Source organism: Pseudomonas brassicacearum (assembly GCF_009601685.2).
GTDB lineage: Bacteria > Pseudomonadota > Gammaproteobacteria > Pseudomonadales > Pseudomonadaceae > Aquipseudomonas > Aquipseudomonas kilonensis_B.
This window is the reverse complement of sequence record NZ_CP045701.2, coordinates 4,502,296-4,521,887: the sequence shown is the minus strand read 5'-3', so window position 1 is coordinate 4,521,887 and position 19,592 is coordinate 4,502,296. Positions and strand designations below refer to the sequence as shown.

15 protein-coding genes are annotated in these 19,592 nt (G+C 62.9%); 9 read left to right on the top strand and 6 right to left on the bottom strand.

What is annotated here, in order from left to right; translation table 11 throughout:
- Window positions 1-351 precede the first annotated feature (351 nt).
- The 5 genes from GFU70_RS19260 to GFU70_RS19240 form a co-directional block, all read right to left on the bottom strand.
- On the bottom strand, window positions 352-678 hold the full coding sequence (locus GFU70_RS19260) for a DUF6124 family protein (protein ID WP_153388644.1): 327 nt from the start codon (window positions 676-678) through the stop codon (window positions 352-354).
- Window positions 679-1,201: 523 nt separating this feature from the next.
- Window positions 1,202-1,528 (bottom strand): DUF6124 family protein, encoded by a 327-nt coding sequence (locus GFU70_RS19255; RefSeq protein ID WP_153388643.1) that lies wholly within the window; start codon window positions 1,526-1,528, stop codon window positions 1,202-1,204.
- Window positions 1,529-2,046: 518 nt separating this feature from the next.
- The gene (locus GFU70_RS19250) at window positions 2,047-3,441 is read right to left on the bottom strand and encodes an efflux transporter outer membrane subunit (protein WP_153388642.1); all 1,395 of its coding nucleotides are present in this window, start codon (window positions 3,439-3,441) and stop codon (window positions 2,047-2,049) included.
- A 10-nt stretch (window positions 3,442-3,451) separates the two neighbouring features.
- Window positions 3,452-5,422, bottom strand: a complete 1,971-nt coding sequence (locus tag GFU70_RS19245) for a MacB family efflux pump subunit (protein ID WP_153388641.1) — start codon at window positions 5,420-5,422, stop codon at window positions 3,452-3,454.
- Window positions 5,423-6,571: an efflux RND transporter periplasmic adaptor subunit gene (locus GFU70_RS19240; RefSeq protein WP_153388640.1), complete on the bottom strand. Its 1,149-nt coding sequence runs from the start codon at window positions 6,569-6,571 to the stop codon at window positions 5,423-5,425.
- Between the two features lie 418 nt (window positions 6,572-6,989).
- On the opposite strand from GFU70_RS19240, the gene GFU70_RS19235 reads away from it, so the two are divergent.
- The 8 genes from GFU70_RS19235 to GFU70_RS19200 all read left to right on the top strand — a co-directional run bounded on the left by GFU70_RS19235 (window position 6,990) and on the right by GFU70_RS19200 (window position 17,197).
- The gene (locus tag GFU70_RS19235) at window positions 6,990-7,472 is read left to right on the top strand and encodes a sigma-70 family RNA polymerase sigma factor (protein ID WP_153388639.1); all 483 of its coding nucleotides are present in this window, start codon (window positions 6,990-6,992) and stop codon (window positions 7,470-7,472) included.
- 144 nt (window positions 7,473-7,616) lie between these two features.
- Window positions 7,617-8,951, top strand: coding sequence for a lysine N(6)-hydroxylase/L-ornithine N(5)-oxygenase family protein (locus GFU70_RS19230; RefSeq protein ID WP_153388638.1), 1,335 nt, complete (start codon window positions 7,617-7,619; stop codon window positions 8,949-8,951).
- Window positions 8,952-9,234: 283 nt separating this feature from the next.
- The gene (locus GFU70_RS19225; RefSeq protein ID WP_153388637.1) at window positions 9,235-12,441 is read left to right on the top strand and encodes a transporter substrate-binding domain-containing protein; all 3,207 of its coding nucleotides are present in this window, start codon (window positions 9,235-9,237) and stop codon (window positions 12,439-12,441) included.
- 281 nt (window positions 12,442-12,722) lie between these two features.
- A complete protein-coding gene (locus GFU70_RS19220; RefSeq protein WP_058546864.1) occupies window positions 12,723-13,157 on the top strand; it encodes a response regulator in 435 nt (144 codons plus the stop codon).
- A 54-nt stretch (window positions 13,158-13,211) separates the two neighbouring features.
- On the top strand, window positions 13,212-13,886 hold the full coding sequence (locus tag GFU70_RS19215) for a response regulator transcription factor (RefSeq protein ID WP_226920949.1): 675 nt from the start codon (window positions 13,212-13,214) through the stop codon (window positions 13,884-13,886).
- A gap of 224 nt (window positions 13,887-14,110) precedes the next feature.
- The gene (locus GFU70_RS19210) at window positions 14,111-14,977 is read left to right on the top strand and encodes a pirin family protein (protein ID WP_058546865.1); all 867 of its coding nucleotides are present in this window, start codon (window positions 14,111-14,113) and stop codon (window positions 14,975-14,977) included.
- Between the two features lie 124 nt (window positions 14,978-15,101).
- Complete coding sequence (locus GFU70_RS19205) at window positions 15,102-16,544, top strand: mechanosensitive ion channel family protein (protein ID WP_058546866.1); 1,443 nt, start codon at window positions 15,102-15,104, stop codon at window positions 16,542-16,544.
- Window positions 16,545-16,756: 212 nt separating this feature from the next.
- Window positions 16,757-17,197, top strand: a complete 441-nt coding sequence (locus tag GFU70_RS19200; protein WP_003203930.1) for a carboxymuconolactone decarboxylase family protein — start codon at window positions 16,757-16,759, stop codon at window positions 17,195-17,197.
- A gap of 54 nt (window positions 17,198-17,251) precedes the next feature.
- On the opposite strand, the gene GFU70_RS19195 is transcribed toward GFU70_RS19200, so the two are convergent.
- A complete protein-coding gene (locus GFU70_RS19195; protein WP_153388636.1) occupies window positions 17,252-18,403 on the bottom strand; it encodes an MFS transporter in 1,152 nt (383 codons plus the stop codon).
- Window positions 18,404-18,571: 168 nt separating this feature from the next.
- On the opposite strand from GFU70_RS19195, the gene GFU70_RS19190 reads away from it, so the two are divergent.
- Window positions 18,572-19,564, top strand: coding sequence for a diaminopimelate epimerase (locus tag GFU70_RS19190; RefSeq protein WP_153388635.1), 993 nt, complete (start codon window positions 18,572-18,574; stop codon window positions 19,562-19,564).
- Window positions 19,565-19,592: the final 28 nt, after the last annotated feature.

Sequence of the window (19,592 nt, the reverse complement as noted above, 5' to 3'; positions counted from 1 at the left end):
CCACGGTGAACAACTGGCCGGGGGACGAGTCGGGTTTTTCGGGTTTACTGATCGTTCCCACGCTCCGCGTGGGAAACGCAGCCAGGGACGCTCCGCGTCCCAAAGAGCCGAACGCAGAGCGTCCATAGAGGCATTCCCACGCGGAGCGTGGGAACGATCAAACTCGGGCTGTATAGATGGCTGCTTTTGTGGCGAGGGAGCTTGCTCCCGCTGGGCTGTACCCTGTAGGAGCTGCCGAAGGCTGCGATCTTTTGATCTGACGCTTGGGACTCAAGCGTCAGGGGAAAGATCGCAGCCTCGTTGCACTCGTCAGCTCCTACGGGACGTAGCCCTGCACAATGACGCGGGTACTTATCGCGGCGCGGCGATGTCCAGGGCACGGTTCGCCAGCAGCTCACTCAGCTCGACCATCTGCTGGATGCCCAGGGCAAAACTTCGTTGCGCGCCTTCCAGATCAAAGGCCAGTTCGTTGGCCATGACATTGACCGAGGCGAGGGTTTCGCTGAGGTTGGCCAATAGACATTCCATGTCCGAGTCTTGCGCCACGGTGAACAACTGTCCGGGGGACGAGTCGGGTTTTTCGGGTTTGGGATCGAGGTAAAAGGCGAGGGCGCGGTCGGCGGCTTCGTTGAGTTTTTTGGACTCGTCTTCGGGGGGATTGGGGGTGATCTTGAACATGGTGTAACTCCTAGTATTGATTTTCAGGAGCCGACACCATCGCTACCAAACGATTGGGTGGCGGCCGTACGCGGGTTGGTAGACCGGAGCACTAGGAACCCGGCGCGCCCGAAGACGCCCTGCGCACGGCCACCATGACACAGACGCGAGAGAGCATCTGTAGAAGGTGGCGCTTGCGCCTAGTTGACTCGCGGGCTACCAAACCCGATCGCTGAAATCAGCGACCTGAGAACAGTAAAAGCCACAAGCCAAGCGCACAAGCCGGCGGATTCTGGCGCAGTTGTAGGCAATGACGCAAGGCGACGTAGCCTCGCTCGGGAGTCCTACATGGCCTGATAAACAGAGCCAAAGCCGAACACTATTTGTGGCTAGACGATGGATCTGTGGGAGCAAGGCTTGCCCGCGATGCAGGCACCTCGGTCTCCGGAAACCGTGTCGACTTCATCGCGGGCAAGCCTTGCTCCCACAGGGGATAAGTTTCCCTCCCCTTCATTTGTCACTGGGCGTGAAGGGAGGAGAGCGCTTATCGCGGCGCGGCGATGTCCAGGGCGCGGTTCGCCAATAGCTCGCTCAGCTCGACCATCTGCTGGATGCCCAGGGCAAAACTTCGTTGCGCGCCTTCCAGATCAAAGGACAGTTCGTTGGCCATGACATTGACCGAGGCGAGGGTTTCGCTGAGGTTGGCCAATAGACATTCCATGTCCGCGTCTTGCGCCACGATGAACAACTGTCCGGGGGACGAGTCGGGTTTTCCGGGTTTGGGGTCGAGGTAAAAGGCGAGGGCGCGGTCGGCGGCTTCGTTGAGTTTTTTGGACTCGTCTTCGGGGGGATTGGGAGTGATCTTGAACATGGTGCAGCTCCTGATTATCCAAAGGGCGCTGCCATACATCACTTGCAGATGATGGGTGGCAGCTATGCGCGGGTCTGCAAGACCGGGAAACCAGGAACCCGGCAGACCCGAAGGTCTCCCGCACACAGCCGCCATTGAGCGACACGGATGTGTCGATTGGCTTGTGGCTATGCGCCTGGTATTTCGTCGGGCTTGCAGACCCGATCACTGATGGGCAGTGACGGGAAACAAGTTATCGATGGGGTGCCAAGCGCACAAGCCGGCGGATTCTGGCGTAGTTGTAGGCAATGACGCAAGGCAACGTAGCCTCGCTCGGGAGTCCTACATGGCCGGATAAACAGAGCCAAAGCCGAGCACTGTTTGTGGCTAGACGATGGATCTGTGGGAGCAAGGCTTGCCCGCGATGCAGGCACCTCGGTTCTCCTGAAACCGTGTCGCCTGCATCGCGGGCAAGCCTTGCTCCCACAGGGGATAACCCAAGTCACACTGTATTACGTGTCTTGTGGGCGTGGCGTGGCTTACATCGCCCGCCAACCCCCACCCAACGCCTTGTACAACGCCACGCTCGCCTGCACTCGCGCCAATCGCAATTGCACGTTCATGTCCTGGGCGGCATACAGCGTGCGTTGGGTTTCCAGTACGGTGAGCAGGTCTTCGGCGCCGGCCTGGTAGCGGCGTTGGGCGATGTCGAAGGCGGTCTGGGCCTGGTGCAGTTCTTCGCTTTGCCACTGCCGTTGGCGGTCCAGGCCGTTGATGCCGTTCAGGGCTTTTTCGACGTCGGCGAAGCCGTTGATGATGGCGGCGCGGTAGAGCTCCAGCAGTTCCTCTTGGCGGGCGGTGGTTCTGTCTCGTTCGGCCTTCAGGCGGCCGTTGTTGAAGATCGGCGCGGCCAGGCCGGCGCCGAGGTTGTAGACGTTGTTGCGCAGCAACTGGTCGGCGATGTCGGCGCCGGTGGCGAGGCTCAGGCCCAGGGTCACGCTGGGCAGCATGGCGGCGCGGGCGACGGTGATGTCGGCTTGGGCGGCGGCCAGGCGGGCTTCGGCGGCGGCGATGTCCGGGCGACGGCGCAGCAGTTCGCTGGGCACCCCGGCATCGATGGCCGGCCAGTGCAGACGATCGAAGTTTTCATCGTCGAGTGTGAGCGACTGCACCGGTTGCCCCAACAGCGTCGCCAGGGTGATCAACGCCTCGCTGGCTTGTTGCTGCACTTGGGGCAAGCGGCGTTGCTGGGCCGCCACCAGGCTTTTTTGCTGGGACAGTTCCAGGGCCGTGGCGCTGCCGGCGTCGTAGCGGGTCTGCACCAGGTCGAGCACGCGTTGGGCGTTGGCCAGGTTCTGTTCGGCGATGCGCTGTTGCTCGCGCAAGGACAACGCCTGGGTGTAGCTGTTGGCGACGCCACTGAGCAGGGTCAATTCCACGGTCGCGCGGTCGAACTGGCTGGCCGACAGTGTCTTCAGCGCACTGTCCCGGGCCGCCCGTTTGCCACCCCAGAAATCCAGCTCATAAGTGGCACTGAGGTTGGCGTCGTAGTAGTCGATGGTGCGGTTGTCCCGGTTGACGTCCAGTTGGCTGTAGCCCTTGCCGCGCAGCAATTGCTGGCGGTTGCCGTTGAGCCCGGCTGTGACCGCTGGCAGCAATGGCGCGCCAGCGATCACCGCGCTGGCCTGGGCCTGGCGCACCCGGGCCATGGCGGCGGCCAGGTCGTGGCTGTCCAGGCGCGCTTGCTCGATCAAGCGGTTCAATTGCGGGCTGCCGAAGTGCGTCCACCATTGCTGGTTATCCGCTCGGGCGCCGGGCGTATCGAGGTTCTGCCAGGCCGGTGGTGGTTGGAGGCCGCTGTCCGGTGCCGACAAGGGGGTGCCGCAGGCCACCAGTAAAAGACTGGCGGCCAGGAGGGTCAGGTGGACTTTCATAGCGTGGGGTTCATTCACTGGTGAGGGCCGCGACCGGGTCGAGGCGGGCGGCCTTGCGGGCCGGCATGAAACCGAAGACGACGCCGGTGACCAGCGCGCAACCGAAGGCGCCGAACACCGCCAGCCATTCGAAGGCCACGGCGATCTTGCCCAGCAGTAACGCGCCGCCCACCAGCAAGGCCAGGCCGATGCCAGCGAGCCCGCCGACCACCGAGAGCATCACCGCTTCGGTGAGAAACTGGCGCAGGATGTCGCGCTGGCGGGCGCCGGTGGCCATTCGGATGCCGATCTCGCGGGTGCGTTCGCGCACGGTCATGAGCATGATGTTCATCACGCCGATGCCACCCACCAACAGTGAAATCGCGGCGATGGCGCCGAGCATCAGCGACAGTGTGCCCTGGGTGCGCGCCTCGGCCTGGATCATCGCGGCGTTGTTGGTCAGTTCGAAATCCTGCTTGCCGTCGTGCAGGCGCAACAGCGTCCGCGAGACGGCCTGCTCGGCCTGCTTGACCTTGCCCGCGTCCTTGGCGGCGATCACCACATACTCGGGATGCCGCGTGCCGAACAGCCGCACACTGGCGGCGGAATAAGGGATGGCGACGCGATTGTCGGCGTCCGAATCCCCGGAGCTGGCGCCTTTCTCGGCCAGTACGCCGACCACTTGGAACGGCACGTTCTCGATCAGGATGTAGCGACCGATGGGGTCGGCGACATCCTTGAGCAGTTTTTGCCGGACCTTGTGGCCGATCACCGCCACCGCCGCGGCGCTGCGTTCGTCGGCCTCACTGAAGTAGCTGCCCTGAGCCACCGGCCAATTGAAGATGGTCGGGAAATTGGTGTCGTTGCCGCCGACGTAGCTGGTGTGGTCGAGGTTGCCGAAGCGCACGTTGGCGTTGGCACCGTTGACCGGCATGATCCGTTGCACTTCGGGCAGGGCGGCGAGGGCGGCCAGGTCGTACTCGCTGATGATGCCCTTGGCGGCGCGCGGGTTGGGCGCGGTGCCGTTGAGGTAGATGATGTTCGAGCCGAAGGCGCCCATCTGGGCCATGACCTGGCGCTTGCTGCCTTCGCCCACGGCCAGCATGACCACCACCGAGGCCACGCCGATGACGATGCCCAGTAGCGTCAGGGCGGTGCGAAAGCGATTGATCCACATCACCCGCCACGCCGCCTGTACCGCGTCCACCAGCTCACCTTTCCAGGCGCCGTTGTGTTCGCTGCCGGCACTCAGGCGCTGGCGCAGGTCCACGGCTTGCAGTGCCTTTGGGTTGGCTGGCACCTCGCTCGGCAAAGCGTTGGCGCTGTCGCTGATGATCAGCCCGTCGCGGATCTCGATGATGCGCTTGGCCCGGGCCGCCACTTCGCGGTCGTGGGTGATCAGGATCACCACATGGCCCTGGCTCGCCAGTTCGTCGAGCAAGGCCATGACTTCGATGCCGCTCTGGCTGTCGAGGGCGCCGGTGGGTTCGTCGGCGAGGATGATGTGGCCGCCGTTCATCAATGCCCGGGCAATCGACACCCGTTGCTGCTGGCCGCCGGACAGTTGATGAGGGCGGTTGCCGGTGCGGCTGGCCAGGCCCAGGCGTTCGAGCAGGGCGCAGGCCCGGGCGTGGCGCTCGGCGGCCGAGGTGCCGGCGTAGATGGCCGGCATCTCGACGTTTTCCTGGGCGGTGCCGGAGGGAATCAGGTGATAGCCCTGGAACACGAAACCGAACGCTTCGCGCCGCAGCCAGGCGAGTTCGTCGCTGCCCAGGGCGGCGACGTCTTCGCCGGCGAAACGGTACTCGCCGCTGGTGGGGCGGTCGAGGCAGCCGAGGATGTTCATCAAGGTGGATTTGCCAGAGCCGGACGCGCCGACAATCGCCAGGAACTCCCCGGCGTGAATGGACAAGTCGATGCCGCGCAGCACCTCCACCCGAGGGCTGTCGCCACCGCCGTAGGCCTTGCGAATGTCCCGCAGTTCGATCAGGGGCGTGTTCATTCAGCCTCCGCTGCCGCTGGCCGGGCCGATCAGCACCCGGTCGCCTTCGCTCAGGCCGTCGACAATCTCGGTACGCAGTCGATCGCTGACGCCGGTGCGAACGGTGCGTGGCTGGACATCGCCATTGTCGGCCAGCACCCGCACCTGGCCGGCGTCCTGCAAGGCGGCGATGGGCACGGTCAGCACGTTTTTGGCTTGGGCGGCGACGAAAAACACCTGGGCGGTCATGTCGGTCATCAGCGCGCGGTCGGCGTTGTCGACGTCGAGCAAGACGGTGTAGAGCACCACCCGCTCGCTGCCGCTGCGCCCACCGCTGGGGCTGCCGCCCTGGCTGGCTTCCAGCGGACGTGGCGGCACCGGGAGGATCTGGCGAACGGTGCTGCTCCAGCGTCGGGCGCCGCCGGCCAGGGTGGTGAAGTACGCGACCATGCCCGGTTTGACGTGGCCGATGTCGGCTTCCGAGACTTCGGCCCAGACGGTCATCGGCGACAGGCGCGCGATGCGCAGGATCAACGGGGTTTGCTGCTGGGCGTTGAGGGTCTGGCCTTCCCGGGCACCGACGGCGACCACGGTGCCGCTCATCGGCGCATAGATGCGCGTATAGCCTAGCTCGGCCTCGTCGCTGCGCAGGTTGGCCTGGGCTTGGCGGATCTGGGCCTGGAACATGTCGATGCGCGCCTTGGTCGCTCGCACTTCGGCCTGGGCAGTTTGCACGTCTTCCTCACGGGTAGCGCCGCCGGCCTTGAGTTGCTGCTGGCGGCGGAATTTCTGCTGCGCCAGGTCGTGCTGGGCGCGCTGTTCCTGAAGCTGGGCCTTGAGGTTCTCGATTGAAAAACGCCCGGCGTCGAGCCGGGCTTTTTGCGTGGACGGGTCGATTTCCACCAGCAACTGGCCTTCGCTCACCTCGTCGCCGGCTTCCACATGAATCTTCTGGATCTGCCCGGACGCCTGGGCGCCGACGTCGACATAACGCCGCGGTTGCAGGGTGCCCAGGGCGGTGACGCTGTTTTCGATATCGCCACGGGTGACGGGCGCGGTGACCAGGGGCGCACGGCTTGGCGCGACCGCTTGCCACGCGGCGAAGGCCACGGCCGGAAGCAGGGCGAAGGTGAGAAGCCAGGCGCGTCGGGTAGGGCGGGGACGTTTCATGCAGGGTTCCGGCCGGTGATATCGGGCCCGTCCCAGGAAGGGCAGGGACGGGAGGCTGTTCTGGTAAACGAGCGCTCGGGGCGGGAATTTACTGGCGTGAAACACTTGGAGCTGTCGAGCGAAGCGAGGCTGCGATCTTTCCACTGCCAATTGAGTCCAGAGCGAAAGATCAAAAGATCGCAGCCTCGCTTCGCTCGACAGCTACAGGACCCAGCGGGAGCAAGCTCCCTCGCCACAAAAGCGGCCCTGGCGCCTCATTTATCCGAATGAATCAGGCCCGATACAAACCAAAGCTTTAAATCTATATGAGAATTACTATAAATTACGCGATTGAATCTGCCACCATCGTGCCATTGCCTGTTCCAGGCATGCCGAGTGGGCACAGGGATAGCGGTCGCAGCCATTGCGCACGGGAGTCATGTTGGAAAACTACTATCGCGAGCTGGTGTGTTTCCTGAACGCCAGGCTAGGCAACCGCCAGGCGGCCGAGGATGTGGTGCATGACGCCTATGTACGGGTGCTGGAGCGCGCCAGCGACACCCCCATCGAACAGCCCCGGGCGTTCCTCTATCGCACGGCATTGAACCTGGTGATCGACGGGCATCGGCGCAATACCCTGCGTCAGGTCGAATCCCTGGAGGTGCTGGACAGCGAAGAGCGCTTCTTCACCCCGTCGCCCCAGACCAGCCTCGACCATGGCCAACGCCTGGACATGCTCCAGCGCGCCCTGGCCGAGCTGCCGCCGCTGTGTCGCGAAAGTTTCCTGCTGCGCAAGCTCGAAGGCCTGTCCCATCCGCAAATCGCCGAGCGCCTGGGCATTTCCCGGGCACTGGTGGAAAAACACATCGTCAACGCCATGAAGCACTGCCGCATTCGCGTGCGGCAGTGGGACGCGCATTAATCTGCCCACGCCGGTCGCATCGCGGTAAATTTTTTTTCATTGTCCTCGTTCCTCTCAACACACGACTTGTTGGCCCCTAAACGCTGGGCAGGTCACCCCAGGCTTTTCGCGCCCTGTTGAGGGCTTTTCCAGAGGACACTGGACATGACACAGGCAATTGCATCGCCCATCGTTCACGATTTGATCGGCATCGGCTTTGGCCCTTCGAACCTGGCGCTGGCCATTGCGCTGCAGGAGCGGGGGCCGGTCCAGGGTGAACTGGACGTGCTGTTCCTCGACAAACAGGCCGACTACCGCTGGCACGGCAACACCCTGGTGACCCAGAGCGAGTTGCAGATTTCCTTCCTCAAGGACCTGGTGACCCTGCGCAACCCCACCAGCCCGTATTCGTTCGTCAATTACCTCAAGCACCATGGCCGCCTGGTGGACTTCATCAACCTCGGCACCTTCTATCCGTGCCGCATGGAGTTCAATGACTACCTGCGCTGGGTGGCCGGGCACTTCACCGAACAGAGTCGCTATGGCGAAGAAGTGCTGCGCATCGAACCGCTGCTGCACAACCAGCAGGTCGAGGCGCTGCGGGTGATTTCCCGCAGTGCCCAGGGCGAGGAACGGGTTCGTACCACCCGGGCGCTGGTGGTCAGTGCCGGCGGCACGGCGCGCATTCCCGAGGCGTTCAAGGCGTTCAAGGATGACGCGCGGGTGTTCCACCATTCCCAGTACCTGGCGCGCATGGCGGGTCAGCCGTGCGTGAAGGGCCAGCCGATGAAGATCGCCATCATCGGCGGTGGGCAGAGCGCGGCGGAGGCCTTCATCGACCTCAACGACAGCTTCCCCTCGGTGCAGGTCGACATGATCCTGCGCGGCTCGGCCCTCAAGCCGGCGGACGACAGCCCATTTGTCAACGAAGTGTTCTCGCCGGAGTTCACCGACCTGGTGTTCCAGCAACCCCACAGCGAGCGCGAGCGCCTGGTCAACGAGTACCACAACACCAACTATTCGGTGGTGGACATCGACCTGATTGAACGCATCTACGGGATTTTCTATCGCCAGAAAGTCTCTGGCGTGGCCCGGCATGCATTCCGCACCCTCACCACCGTGGAGAGCGCCACGGCCACCGACGCTGGCGTGGAACTGGCGGTGCGCAACAACGCCACGGGCGAACTGACGGTGCGCTGCTACGACGCCGTGGTGCTGGCCACCGGTTACGAACGGCAGATGCACCGCACCTTGCTGGAGCCGTTGGCGCAATACCTGGGGGATTTCGAGGTGGATCGCAACTACAAGCTGATCACCGACGAGCGCTGCAAGGCGGCGATCTACATGCAGGGCTTCTGCCAGGCCAGCCATGGCCTGAGCGACACCTTGCTGTCGATCCTGCCGGTGCGCGCCGATGAAATCGCCGGCTCGCTCTATGAGCACGGGAACAATCGCGGACAGGCACGTCCGGTGCGCGATCAGTTGCTCGCCGCTGTGTAGGAGCTGTCGAGCGAAGCGAGGCTGCGATCTTTCCCCAAACACTTGAGTCCCAAGTGAAAGATCAAAAGATCGCAGGCTTCGCCAGCTCCTACAAAACAACCGCAAGCCAGTCAGGAAATTCTTCAGAAACTTCCTACACTCACTTCACAGCCTCCTGCTGTTTGAAAGGCTCGGTTCGCTGTTCCCCCGTATTGGCAGTCTGAACCCATCAGCCGGTCACCCTGACTGAACGTGCAGTCGGTGTGCGCCGGGCCGACTACGCCAAACGAAACAACCTGACCAGATGATGCTGTTTTTACGCACAGGCCTGGTGGCGCTGTTGCTGGGCTCAGTGAGTGTGGCGCCAACGGTGGGCGCGGCGCCCGAGGTGCTGCTGGTGCTCGGGCGCTCCAATGTGAGCGATTATTCGGTGTCCCTGGACAATGCCGACTGGACCTGGCTGCGCCAAAAGGGCACGTTGCAACTGGGCGCCTCGGCACCGGACTACGCGCCGTTCAGCATCACCGGCAATGGTCGCGACTATGAAGGCCTGACCGCCGACTACGCGCAATTGCTCGGGCAACTCTTGCACGTCAAGGTGCAGGTCCAGCGTTATCCATCCCGTGCCGAATCGCTCCAGGCCCTGCGCGGCGGTGAGATCGATATGCTCGGCACCGCCAACGGCTTCGAAGCCGCCGATCGGGACCTGGCGATGTCCCGGCCCTATGCCGATGACCTGCCGACGCTCGTGGCCCGGATCAACGACAGCCAGGACCTGCCCAGCGACCTGGCGGGCAAGCGGGTGGCAATGCTGTACCACTACTTGCCGCCGGAGACGGTCGAGGCCTTTTATCCCGAGGCCTCCTTGCAGCTGTTTCCCTCGACCTTGAGCGCCATTGGCGCCGTGGCGTTTGGTCAGGCCGACGTTTATCTGGGAGATTCGATCAGTTCCAACTACTTGATCAGCAAGAACTACCTTAACAATATTCAATTGGCCGATTTCTCGCGCATGGAAGTGCAGCCGTTCGCCTTCGCGGTCAGCCGCGACAACACGCGCCTGTTGCGCATCATCAATGCCGCGCTGCAAGCCATCCCCGCCAGCGAACACATGAGCATCCTGAGGCGCTGGAGTGCCGGCGGCGCGAGCATGCCGGGTCAGCAGGTGCTGCATTTCAGCGTCAAGGAGCAGCGTTGGCTGGACGCTCATCCGCGGATCAAGGTGGCGGTCAACGAAAACTTCCTGCCGCTGACGTTCTTCGATGCACAAGGCCATTTGCGCGGCATCGGCGCCGATGTGCTGGCGAGGGTCAGCTTGCGCACCGGTTTGAAGTTCGATGTGCAGCGTGGCGGCTCGGTTGACGATTTGATCGGGCAGATCAAGAGCGGCAAGGCCGACGTCTTGGCAACCGCCATACCCAGCACCGAACTCGAAGACGAATTGCGCTTTACCCGACCGTACCTGACGAACCCGTTCGTGCTGGTGGTGCCCGCTCGGGCCGAGGGCCCGCTAACCCTGGACCAGATGGCTGGCAAGCGCCTGGCGCTGGTGCGCGGCAACGTGTTGCGCGAGTTCCTGCTCGAACAGTTCCCCCGCGTGCAATTGGTGACGGCGCAAAACAACGCCGACGCCATGGCCATGGTCGCCGCCGGCACGGCGGACGCTGCGATCAATCCGCTGATCAGTGCCCGCTACATGATCTCCCGCCAATACCGCGACAAGCTGCAGGTCACCAGTACCGTCGGCACTTTGCCGGCGCGCGTCGCATTGGCGACGAACCGGGGCGCACTGGAGCTTTACTCGATTCTCGACAAGGCGCTGTTGAGCATTTCTCCCGAAGAGATGGACGAGCTGACCAACCGCTGGCGCAGTGAGGTGGTGATCGACGACAGTTACTGGCTGCGCAACCGCACCACGATTCTCCAGGGGTTCACCGTCGCTGCGCTGCTGTTGCTGGTGACCTTGGGCTGGGTCATTTATCTGCGGCGCCTGCTGGAGCAATTGCGCGTCGCCAAGCAAAGCGCCGATGACGCCAATCGGGCCAAGACCACCTTCGTGGCGACCATGAGCCATGAGATCCGCACACCGATGAATGCGGTGATCGGCCTGTTGGAACTGGCCCTGAAAAAAGCCGACCAGGGCATCGTGGACCGGTTCGCCATCGAGGTCGCGTCGGGGGCCGCCCATGGCATGTTGGATTTGATCGGCGACATCCTCGACATCGCCCGCATCGAATCGGGCAAGCTGTCGCTGGCGCCGCAACGGGCCAATCTGCACGAATTGACCGAGTCGGTGGCGCGGATTTTCGAGGGCCTGGCGCGGCAGAAGCACCTGCGCCTGCAACGGGTGCTGGACGCCGGGGTCAACCGTGACGTGTTGATCGACCCATTGCGCTTCAAGCAGATCGTCTCGAACCTGTTGAGCAACGCCATCAAATTCACCGACCAGGGCGAGGTGCGCCTGAGCGTGCGCGGCGAGCCGGACGCTGAACACGGGCGCCTGGGCATTTGCCTGCGCGTCGAGGACACCGGCTGCGGGATTTCGCCTGAGGACCAGCGCCGCCTGTTCAACCCCTTTACCCAGGCCACCCACACCACCCAGTCGGCCCGCAGCGGTTCCGGGCTGGGGTTGGTCATCAGTCGCACGTTGTGCGAAATGATGGGCGGCACCCTGACGTTGCGCAGCGTGATGGGGGAGGGCACGCAGGTCGAGATTCTGCTGGACCTGTCGGTGCTCGATGCCTTGCCGGCCGCGCCGCCTGTCGAGGCCGAGGCGCTGGTGCCGGGCCGGGCGCTGAATATCCTGGTGGTCGACGACTACCCGGCCAATCGCTTGCTGTTGTCCCAGCAACTGGGCTACCTGGGCCATCGTGTCCAGGAGGCGCAGAACGGTGTCGAAGGTCTGCACGCCTGGCGCAGCGAACACTTCGATGTGGTCATCACCGACTGCAACATGCCCTTGATGAGCGGCTACGAACTGGCGCGGGCCATTCGCGACGAAGAGCGTGCGCAAAACCTGTCGCCCGGCGTGATCCTGGGGTTCACGGCCAACGCCCAAGCTGAGGAAAAGGACCGCTGCGCCGAGGCCGGAATGGACGATTGCCTGTTCAAGCCCATCAGCCTTCGGGAGCTCAATGCGAGCCTGGCTTCGGTCACGCCGGACGTGGGGGCGCCGCAGCCCGGCGTTGACTTGACCAGCCTGGAGCAACTGACCGGCGGCGACACGACCGCCATCAGGGCGCTGCTGGAGGAACTGGTCAGCAGCAATGCCGACGATCAAGCGCGACTGTCGCACCTGTCCAGCCGACAGGACTTGCCGGGCCTGGCGGACTTGGCGCACCGGATCAAGGGCGGGGCGCGGATCGTCCAGGCGCAACGCCTGATCGCCGCCTGCGAGGCGCTGGAAAGCGCTTGTCGGGGAGGCGACACCTTGCTGCTCGCCCAAGCCGTGGAAGATATTCGCCAAGCCATCAAGCACCTGGCCGAGCAACTAAAGATCTACATGGGGAAGTAGGAGCCGTAGGAACTGTAGGAGCTGACGAGTGCAACGAGGCTGCGATCTTTCCCCAGACACTTGAATCCCAAGCGAAAGATCAAAAGATCAAAAGATCGCAGGCTTCGCCAGCTCCTACACAAGCGTCGAGCGCAGGACAGGTTCCCTCGTCGCAGGGGCCTCGTCCGTCATCATTTTGGGAATAGTCCTACATCGCCTTTCAAGAGCTTCCTCTAGCCTGACGGCCCTTGAATGTTCTTGAGCCGGTTTCTACCTGGCGCGTTGCTATTGGAAAGCTTGCCATGCCGAACAAAGCACTCCGTATCCTGATTGCCGACCCACAACATGCTCATCGAATCGTGCTGGAGCGCCTGTTCAATCAACAGGGCTATTTCCGGATTGTCCCCGTGAGTCATGTGCAAGAGTTGCTGACGCTGGTGGAGTACGGCAGCGAGCCGTTCGACCTGATTGTCATCAATGCCGGGCTGGCAAGCGGGGCGTTGGACCTGCACGATTTTGTTATCTATAACCCGCAGGTTCGTCACGGGATGATTTACAACGCGCAACCGGCCAGCCTGTCGTCGGTGCCGGTCGCGCGCCGAGCGAGCATGCACCTGAGCCAGGCGCCGTTGCCTGATCTTGCCTCCCTGCAGCGCCTGATGGAATGGGTCGATCCTCACGCCAGTGAGTCGCTGCAACCTTGGACGCACCCCCTCAGGCAGGGCCATGGGCGCTGAGAAAGACCGTTGGTCTGCACTGTCGGATCTGACAGGTGGCACGGCCTGGCGCTTATGCAAGAGTCCGGTGCAGCCATGGCGCCGGTGCCGTTTGTAATGACCTGGGGAATTGCCTTGAAAGACGTGTTGATCGTGGATGACCACCCTGTCATACGAGGGGCGTTGCGGCTTATTTGCCAGAATGAGGCGTTCCCCCACATCCGGGACGCCAGCGGCGTGGCCGACGCCCGGGCCCTCATCAAGGAACGTGTGCCAGACCTGGTGATCCTGGACCTGGTGATGAACGGTTTCGATGGCCTGGACCTGCTGGTCTGGATCATGGCCCAGTTCCCTGAATGCAGCGTGCTGGTGTTCACTTCCCAGGATGCGCAGCACTTCTGCAACCGCTGCATTTCGGCCGGGGCCCGTGGCTTTGTGACCAAGAAAAGCGACCTCAAGGAACTGACCAAGGCCATCCAGGCTTTGAAGTCCGGTTATGCCTATTTTCCGCAGATGTCCGTCAGGCTGGACTTTCAGCAGCGCAGCGAACATCAGGCCCTGGAAAGTCTTTCTACCCGCGAGTTATCCATCCTGCGCATGCTGGCCTTGGGCATGCGTGGCAAGGACATTGCCGAAAGCCTGTTCCTGAGCCCAAAAACCGTCAGCACCTACAAGACTCGGCTGTTGGAAAAGCTTGGCCTGCAATCGTTGGTGGGGTTGTCGGAGTTTGCCAAGCGCAATCACCTCTAAATGAGCCGACCCTAAACCTGTGGGCGAGCTTGCTCGCGATAGCAATCCGTCAGTCGATGCATCTTCGGCTGATACACCGCCATCGCGAGCAAGCTCGCTCCCACAGAATTTTGATCGTTCTCTGTATAGAACGCTAAAGCCGATTTTTGCAGTCTAGTGCTGCAAAGGTGTCGGTTCTAAGCTGTGCCCATTAAATCGCAGCACCTGATTTTTGGAGACACAGCATGAAAAACATCATCGGCCTCTACACCAGTCCACGTCCCCATTGGGTTGGCGATGGCTTCCAGGTTCGCACGCTGTTTTCCTATGACAACCTGGGCAAGCACGTCAGCCCATTCCTGCTGCTGGACCACGCCGCCCCTACTGAATTCACGCCCACCACCGAGCGTCGTGGCGTCGGCCAGCACCCGCATCGCGGTTTCGAAACCGTGACCATCGTCTACCAGGGCGAACTGGAGCACCGTGATTCCACCGGCAGCGGCGGCAAGATTGGCCCTGGCGACGTGCAATGGATGACCGCTGCGTCCGGCATCATCCATGAAGAGTTCCACTCCGAAACCTTCGCCCGGCAGGGCGGGTTCATGGAGATGGTCCAGTTGTGGGTCAACCTGCCCGCCAAGGACAAGATGGCCCCGGCCGGTTACCAGACGATCCTCAAGGGCGACATTCCGAACATCGCCCTGAAGGACAACGCCGGCAGCCTGCGCCTGATCGCCGGGCGCTTCGAAGGGCATCAAGGCCCCGCCAGGACCTTCACGCCCATCGACGTCTGGGACATCCGCTTGAATGCCGGGAAAAATCTTATTCTCGACCTGCACGAAGGCCACAACACCGCCTTGGTGGTATTGCGAGGCTCGGTCCAGGCCAATGGCCGCGAACGGGTCGAGGCCGGGCAAATGGCCCTGTTCGACCGTGCTGGCGATCAATTGAGCCTGCAAGCCAATAACGATGCGGTGGTGCTGCTGCTCAGTGGCGAGCCGATCGACGAACCCATCGTCGGCCATGGTCCGTTCGTGATGAACAGCGAACAGGAAATCCACCAGGCTTTCAACGATTTCCACTCCGGGCGTTTTGGCCGGATGGATGATTGACGCGAAACAGCAGCCACCCTGAACCCATTGTGGGAGCAAGCTCCCACATGGGGATCTGTGGGGATCTCTACAGGGCGTTCAATCTGTGCCAATCTTCGCCAATCGCCTTCCCGGAGCTGTCCCGATGCTGTCTCTGATCTCCGAGCACCCGCTGTTCTGTGCCCTGGCACTATTGGTGCTCGACCTTGTGATGTGGCGCCTGGTCAGTGCGAATCGGATCTATTGGAAAGTCGGCGCAAGGCTGGTGATTTTTTCCTTGTTCAGCGTGCTGCTGTTCAACGAAGGCCTCAACCCCATGGTGCCGGCGCAGTGGGTCGACGATGTGCCGCGGCACCTGGCCGCTACCGGCTTGCAGATCGCCTGGTGGCTGTTTGCTGCGCGAACCCTGACGGTGCTGATCGGCGCGATGATGATGCAACGGGTCGGCCATACCGGGCGGTTGTTGCAGGATTTGCTCGGCGCGGTGATTTTCCTGATCGCCGTCATCGCAGCAATGGCCTACGTGCTGGATTTACCGGTCAAGGGCGTGCTGGCCACGTCCGGCGCGATGGCGATCATCGTCGGCCTGGCCTTGCAGAGCACCCTCAGCGACGTGTTCTCCGGGATCGTGCTCAACACCACCAAGCCTTATCAGCTCGATGACTGGATTTCCATCGACGGCACCGAAGGCCGGGTCACTGACATCGACTGGCGCGCCACGCGCTTGCAGACCGCCCAGGGCAGCATGGCGGTGATCCCCAACTCACTGGCAGCAAAAGCCAAGATCATCAATTTCAGTCGGCCCAGCGATGTCCATGGTCTGTCCATCAGTATCCAGGTCAGCCCTCACGCGCGGCCACAAACCGTGATCGACGCGCTGGAGCGGGCGATGATTGGCTGTCGCTCGTTGCTCGCCAACCCGGCACCCTGCGTGGCGCTCAAAAGCAGCGGCAGTGGCGGGACGGAGTACGAGATCAGCGGGTTCGTTGCCTCCATGGCCCAGAAACGCGCGGTGCGCAACCAGTTGTTCGACCTGGCGTTCCGGCATCTGCAGGCGGCGGGCGTGAGCCTGTTGTCCACCAGTGAACGCGCGGACCCCCAGGAGGTGTCGCGACCCCGGGCCTTGCTGGAAAGCTCGAACATTTTCTCCACCCTGCGCCAGGATGAGAAAGACACCTTCGCCCAGAACATGACCCTGCAGACCTTCCGTGCCGGTGATGTGATCCTGGCGGCCGGGGAGGTCAGCGATCATCTGTTCATCATCGAGTCCGGGGTGGTCAGCGTGACCCTCATGCGCAACGGCCAGCCACTGGAGGGCGGGCGCATGGGGCCGGGGGAGGTGATCGGCGAAGCCGGGATCGTCGCCGGGCAGGCGGCGCTGGCGAGTTTTTCCGCCAAGACGTTCTGCACCCTGTACCGCATCGAGAACAGCTACCTCAAGCCTTGCCTCGAGGCCCGTCGCGACATCAACGAGGCGATGAAAAACCTGCTGGACGTACGCATGCACCTCGCCCAGAACCTCACCCGCGAAGCCCCCAAGCCCATCGCCAAGAAACGCTTCCTGCAATGGTTGCGCAGCCGCGCCTGAAGCACTTGTGTAGGCGCTGTCGAGCGAAGCGAGGCTGCGATCTTTCCAAAGACACTTGAGCTTCAAGCGAAAGATCAAAAGATCGCAGGCTTCGCCAGCTCCTACAGGATAAATTCCCCCATTGGCCACCCGAACTTCCCAACAATTGGCTATTTGTACTGCGCCACTGCACGGCTAACGTAGCGCTACACCCAATTGTCCTGGAGTTCACCATGCAACCGCGTATCGATTTCTATACCGCTTCCCCTGACGCTTTCAAAGCCATGCTGGCCCTGGAAACCGCCGTCTCGAAGCTGGGCCTGGAAAAGTCCCTGCTGGAGCTGGTCAAGCTGCGTTCCTCGCAAATCAATGGCTGCGCTTTCTGCATCGACATGCACACCGCCGATGCCCGCAAGGACGGCGAGACCGAGCGTCGCCTGTACGCCGTGACCGCCTGGCGTGAAGCGCCGTTTTTCACCGGCCGCGAGCGCGCCGCACTGGCCTGGACCGAAGCCCTGACCCGCCTGAGCGATACCCACGCGCCGGACGCCGACTATGCCCTGTTGAGCGAGCACTTCAGCCCCAAGGAAATGGTCGACCTGACCGTGGCGATCAACGCCATCAATGGTTGGAACCGCTTGGCAGTGGGCTTTCGCAAGATGCCTGAAGCGTAATCAGCAGAAAAAGTACCTGTGGGGTGAGCCTGTGGGAGCAAACCTGTGGGTACCTCAGACCTTCAACACTTTGCCACTGGCCGCCACCGCCACCAGCGACATCGCAATCAACCCGAAGGCAAAGCTCAAGCTGCTGCCGTGGGCGACGAAGCCGATCAGCGCCGGGCCGGCAAGGATGCCGGCATAGCCGATGGTGGTGATGGCCGGAACAGCGATGGCCTCTGGCATCAGGGTCTGTTTGCCGACGGCGGTGTACAGCACCGGCACAATATTCGAACACCCGGCGCCCACTAGCGCATAGCCCAGCAGTGCGGCTTGCCACATCGGTGCGAGGGTCGCCAACAGGAACCCGGCTGCCGCGATCGATCCGCCATAGATGATCACGCGCTTGGCCCCCAGGCGATGCACCACTGAATCGCCGGTCAGCCGGCCGACGGTCATGGTCAGCGCGAAGGCGGCATAACCGAGCCCGGCATAGGCGGTATCCACCGCGCGTTCGGTGGTCAGGAACACGGCGCTCCAGTCCAGCACCGCGCCTTCGGCCAGGAACACGATGAAACACAGGATGCCGATAAACAGCACCACGCCGTGGGGAATGGCGAACGCCGGTCCCGAGCTTTCACTGCCGTAGGGCAGCAGGTGCGGCGCAGCCTTGATCAACGCCACCAGCAGCACCCCATTGATCACCAGCGTTGCCCCCAGCGGCGAAAGCCCCAGGCCAAGCAGGGCACTCACACCGGCCGCGCCAATGATCCCGCCGAGGCTGAACATACCGTGGAAACCCGACATCATGGTCTTGCCACTGGCCCGCTCGACGATCACCGCTTGCAGGTTCACGGTCGAGTCCACGGTGCCGAGCCCGGCGCCAAACAGGAACAATGCGGCCACCAGCCAGGGCAGGGAGGTCATTGTCGCCAGCAACGGCAATGCCAGGCAGATCAGAATCGTGCCGCCGCTAAGCACCCGCCGGCAGCCGAACCGAGACGCCAGCGCGCCGGAAATCGGCATTGCCAGGATCGACCCGACCCCCAGGCATAACAGCAGCAACCCGAGGGTGCCTTCATCCAGGTTCGCCCGTACCTTGGCGTAAGGCACCAGCGGCGCCCAGGCGGCGATGCCGATGCCGGCGATGAGGTAGGCGATGCGGGTGGACATTTGTTCCAGGCGTCCGGGGATAAAGGTGGGCGGGGGCGTAATGGCAGTCATGAAACGTCCTTGGTTTTGGTGCGGTGCGGTGAGGCGGGCAGGCGCCTATGCTGGCATATCCGCAGACCGCACCGCGACCCCAAGGTGCGGCCAACGTGCAGGCTTTGCTCCCACAGCCTTTGCCAGCATAAAGTACCGGCCCCTGCTGGCTGATTACGGGTCTGGTCCATGACGCAGTTTTATGATGCACGCGGCAATATGTATGGCGTCGTTTCACCGCAACAGGTACGTGACCGCGGCATTGACCTGCCGCCGTCGGCCGCCCAGGCTGCACAGCGGCGCGAGTCCTGGGCCAAGGCTGCCGTGCATGCCTTCTGCAGTTGGGCGCCGGGCCAAGCACCTCCGGACGCCAAGGCCCATCGCAGTGACGGCCTATTGATCGGCCCGTTCCAGAACCAACCGCCTTTTGATCTATTGATTGTCAACACCGACGGCACCCTGGCCGAGCGCAGCGGCAACGGCCTGACGATTTTCTCCCAGGCGTTGCAAGCGCAGGGCTTGATGCCGGGCGCGGGAGAGTGTGTGCTGCAAGTTCATCACGACAAACCCGACGGCTTGTCACCGCTGCACACCTCGGTTCGCGCCGCTGAATTCGATGGCGTTCAAGGCTTCTGGCTGGACCTGGGCAAACCGCTGTTCGGAGCCCAGGCCGTTGGCGCCCAGGAGGTCGAGAGCGTGATGTTCAACCAGTGCGATGTCAGCCGCGTGGCGGCGCTTCATCGGTTGAACCCGGCGTGGGGCCACAGCCAGTTCGTGAGTATCGGTAACCCTCATTGCGTGACGCTGGTGGAGGGTGTCGAGGCGTTGCCGGGCAATTCGCAGATGCGTGCTGCGGCGCTGTCGCAAAGCCTGACCCGCATTGCCTATGCCGCCCCTGGTGGGGCCGGCGTCCCGTGCCCCAGGGGTGTGAATCTGCAATGGGCCTGGCGCGAAGCCGAGGGGCGAATCGCGGCCCGGGTGTTTGAGCGGGGCGAGGGGCCCACGGCTTCCTCGGGCACCAGCGCCAGTGCCGTGGCCAGTGCGGCGTGGCGGGTGGGTTGGGTGAAGGCGGGGGCGGTGAGTGTGGTGATGCCGGGGGGGACTGCGCCGATTTTGCTGGAAGAAGAGGCGGGTGAGTTGGTGCGGGTCAGGTTGTTTGGTACGGCGCGGTCTGTGCCCTAGCGCTTTCGCGCGCAAACCCGCTCCCACA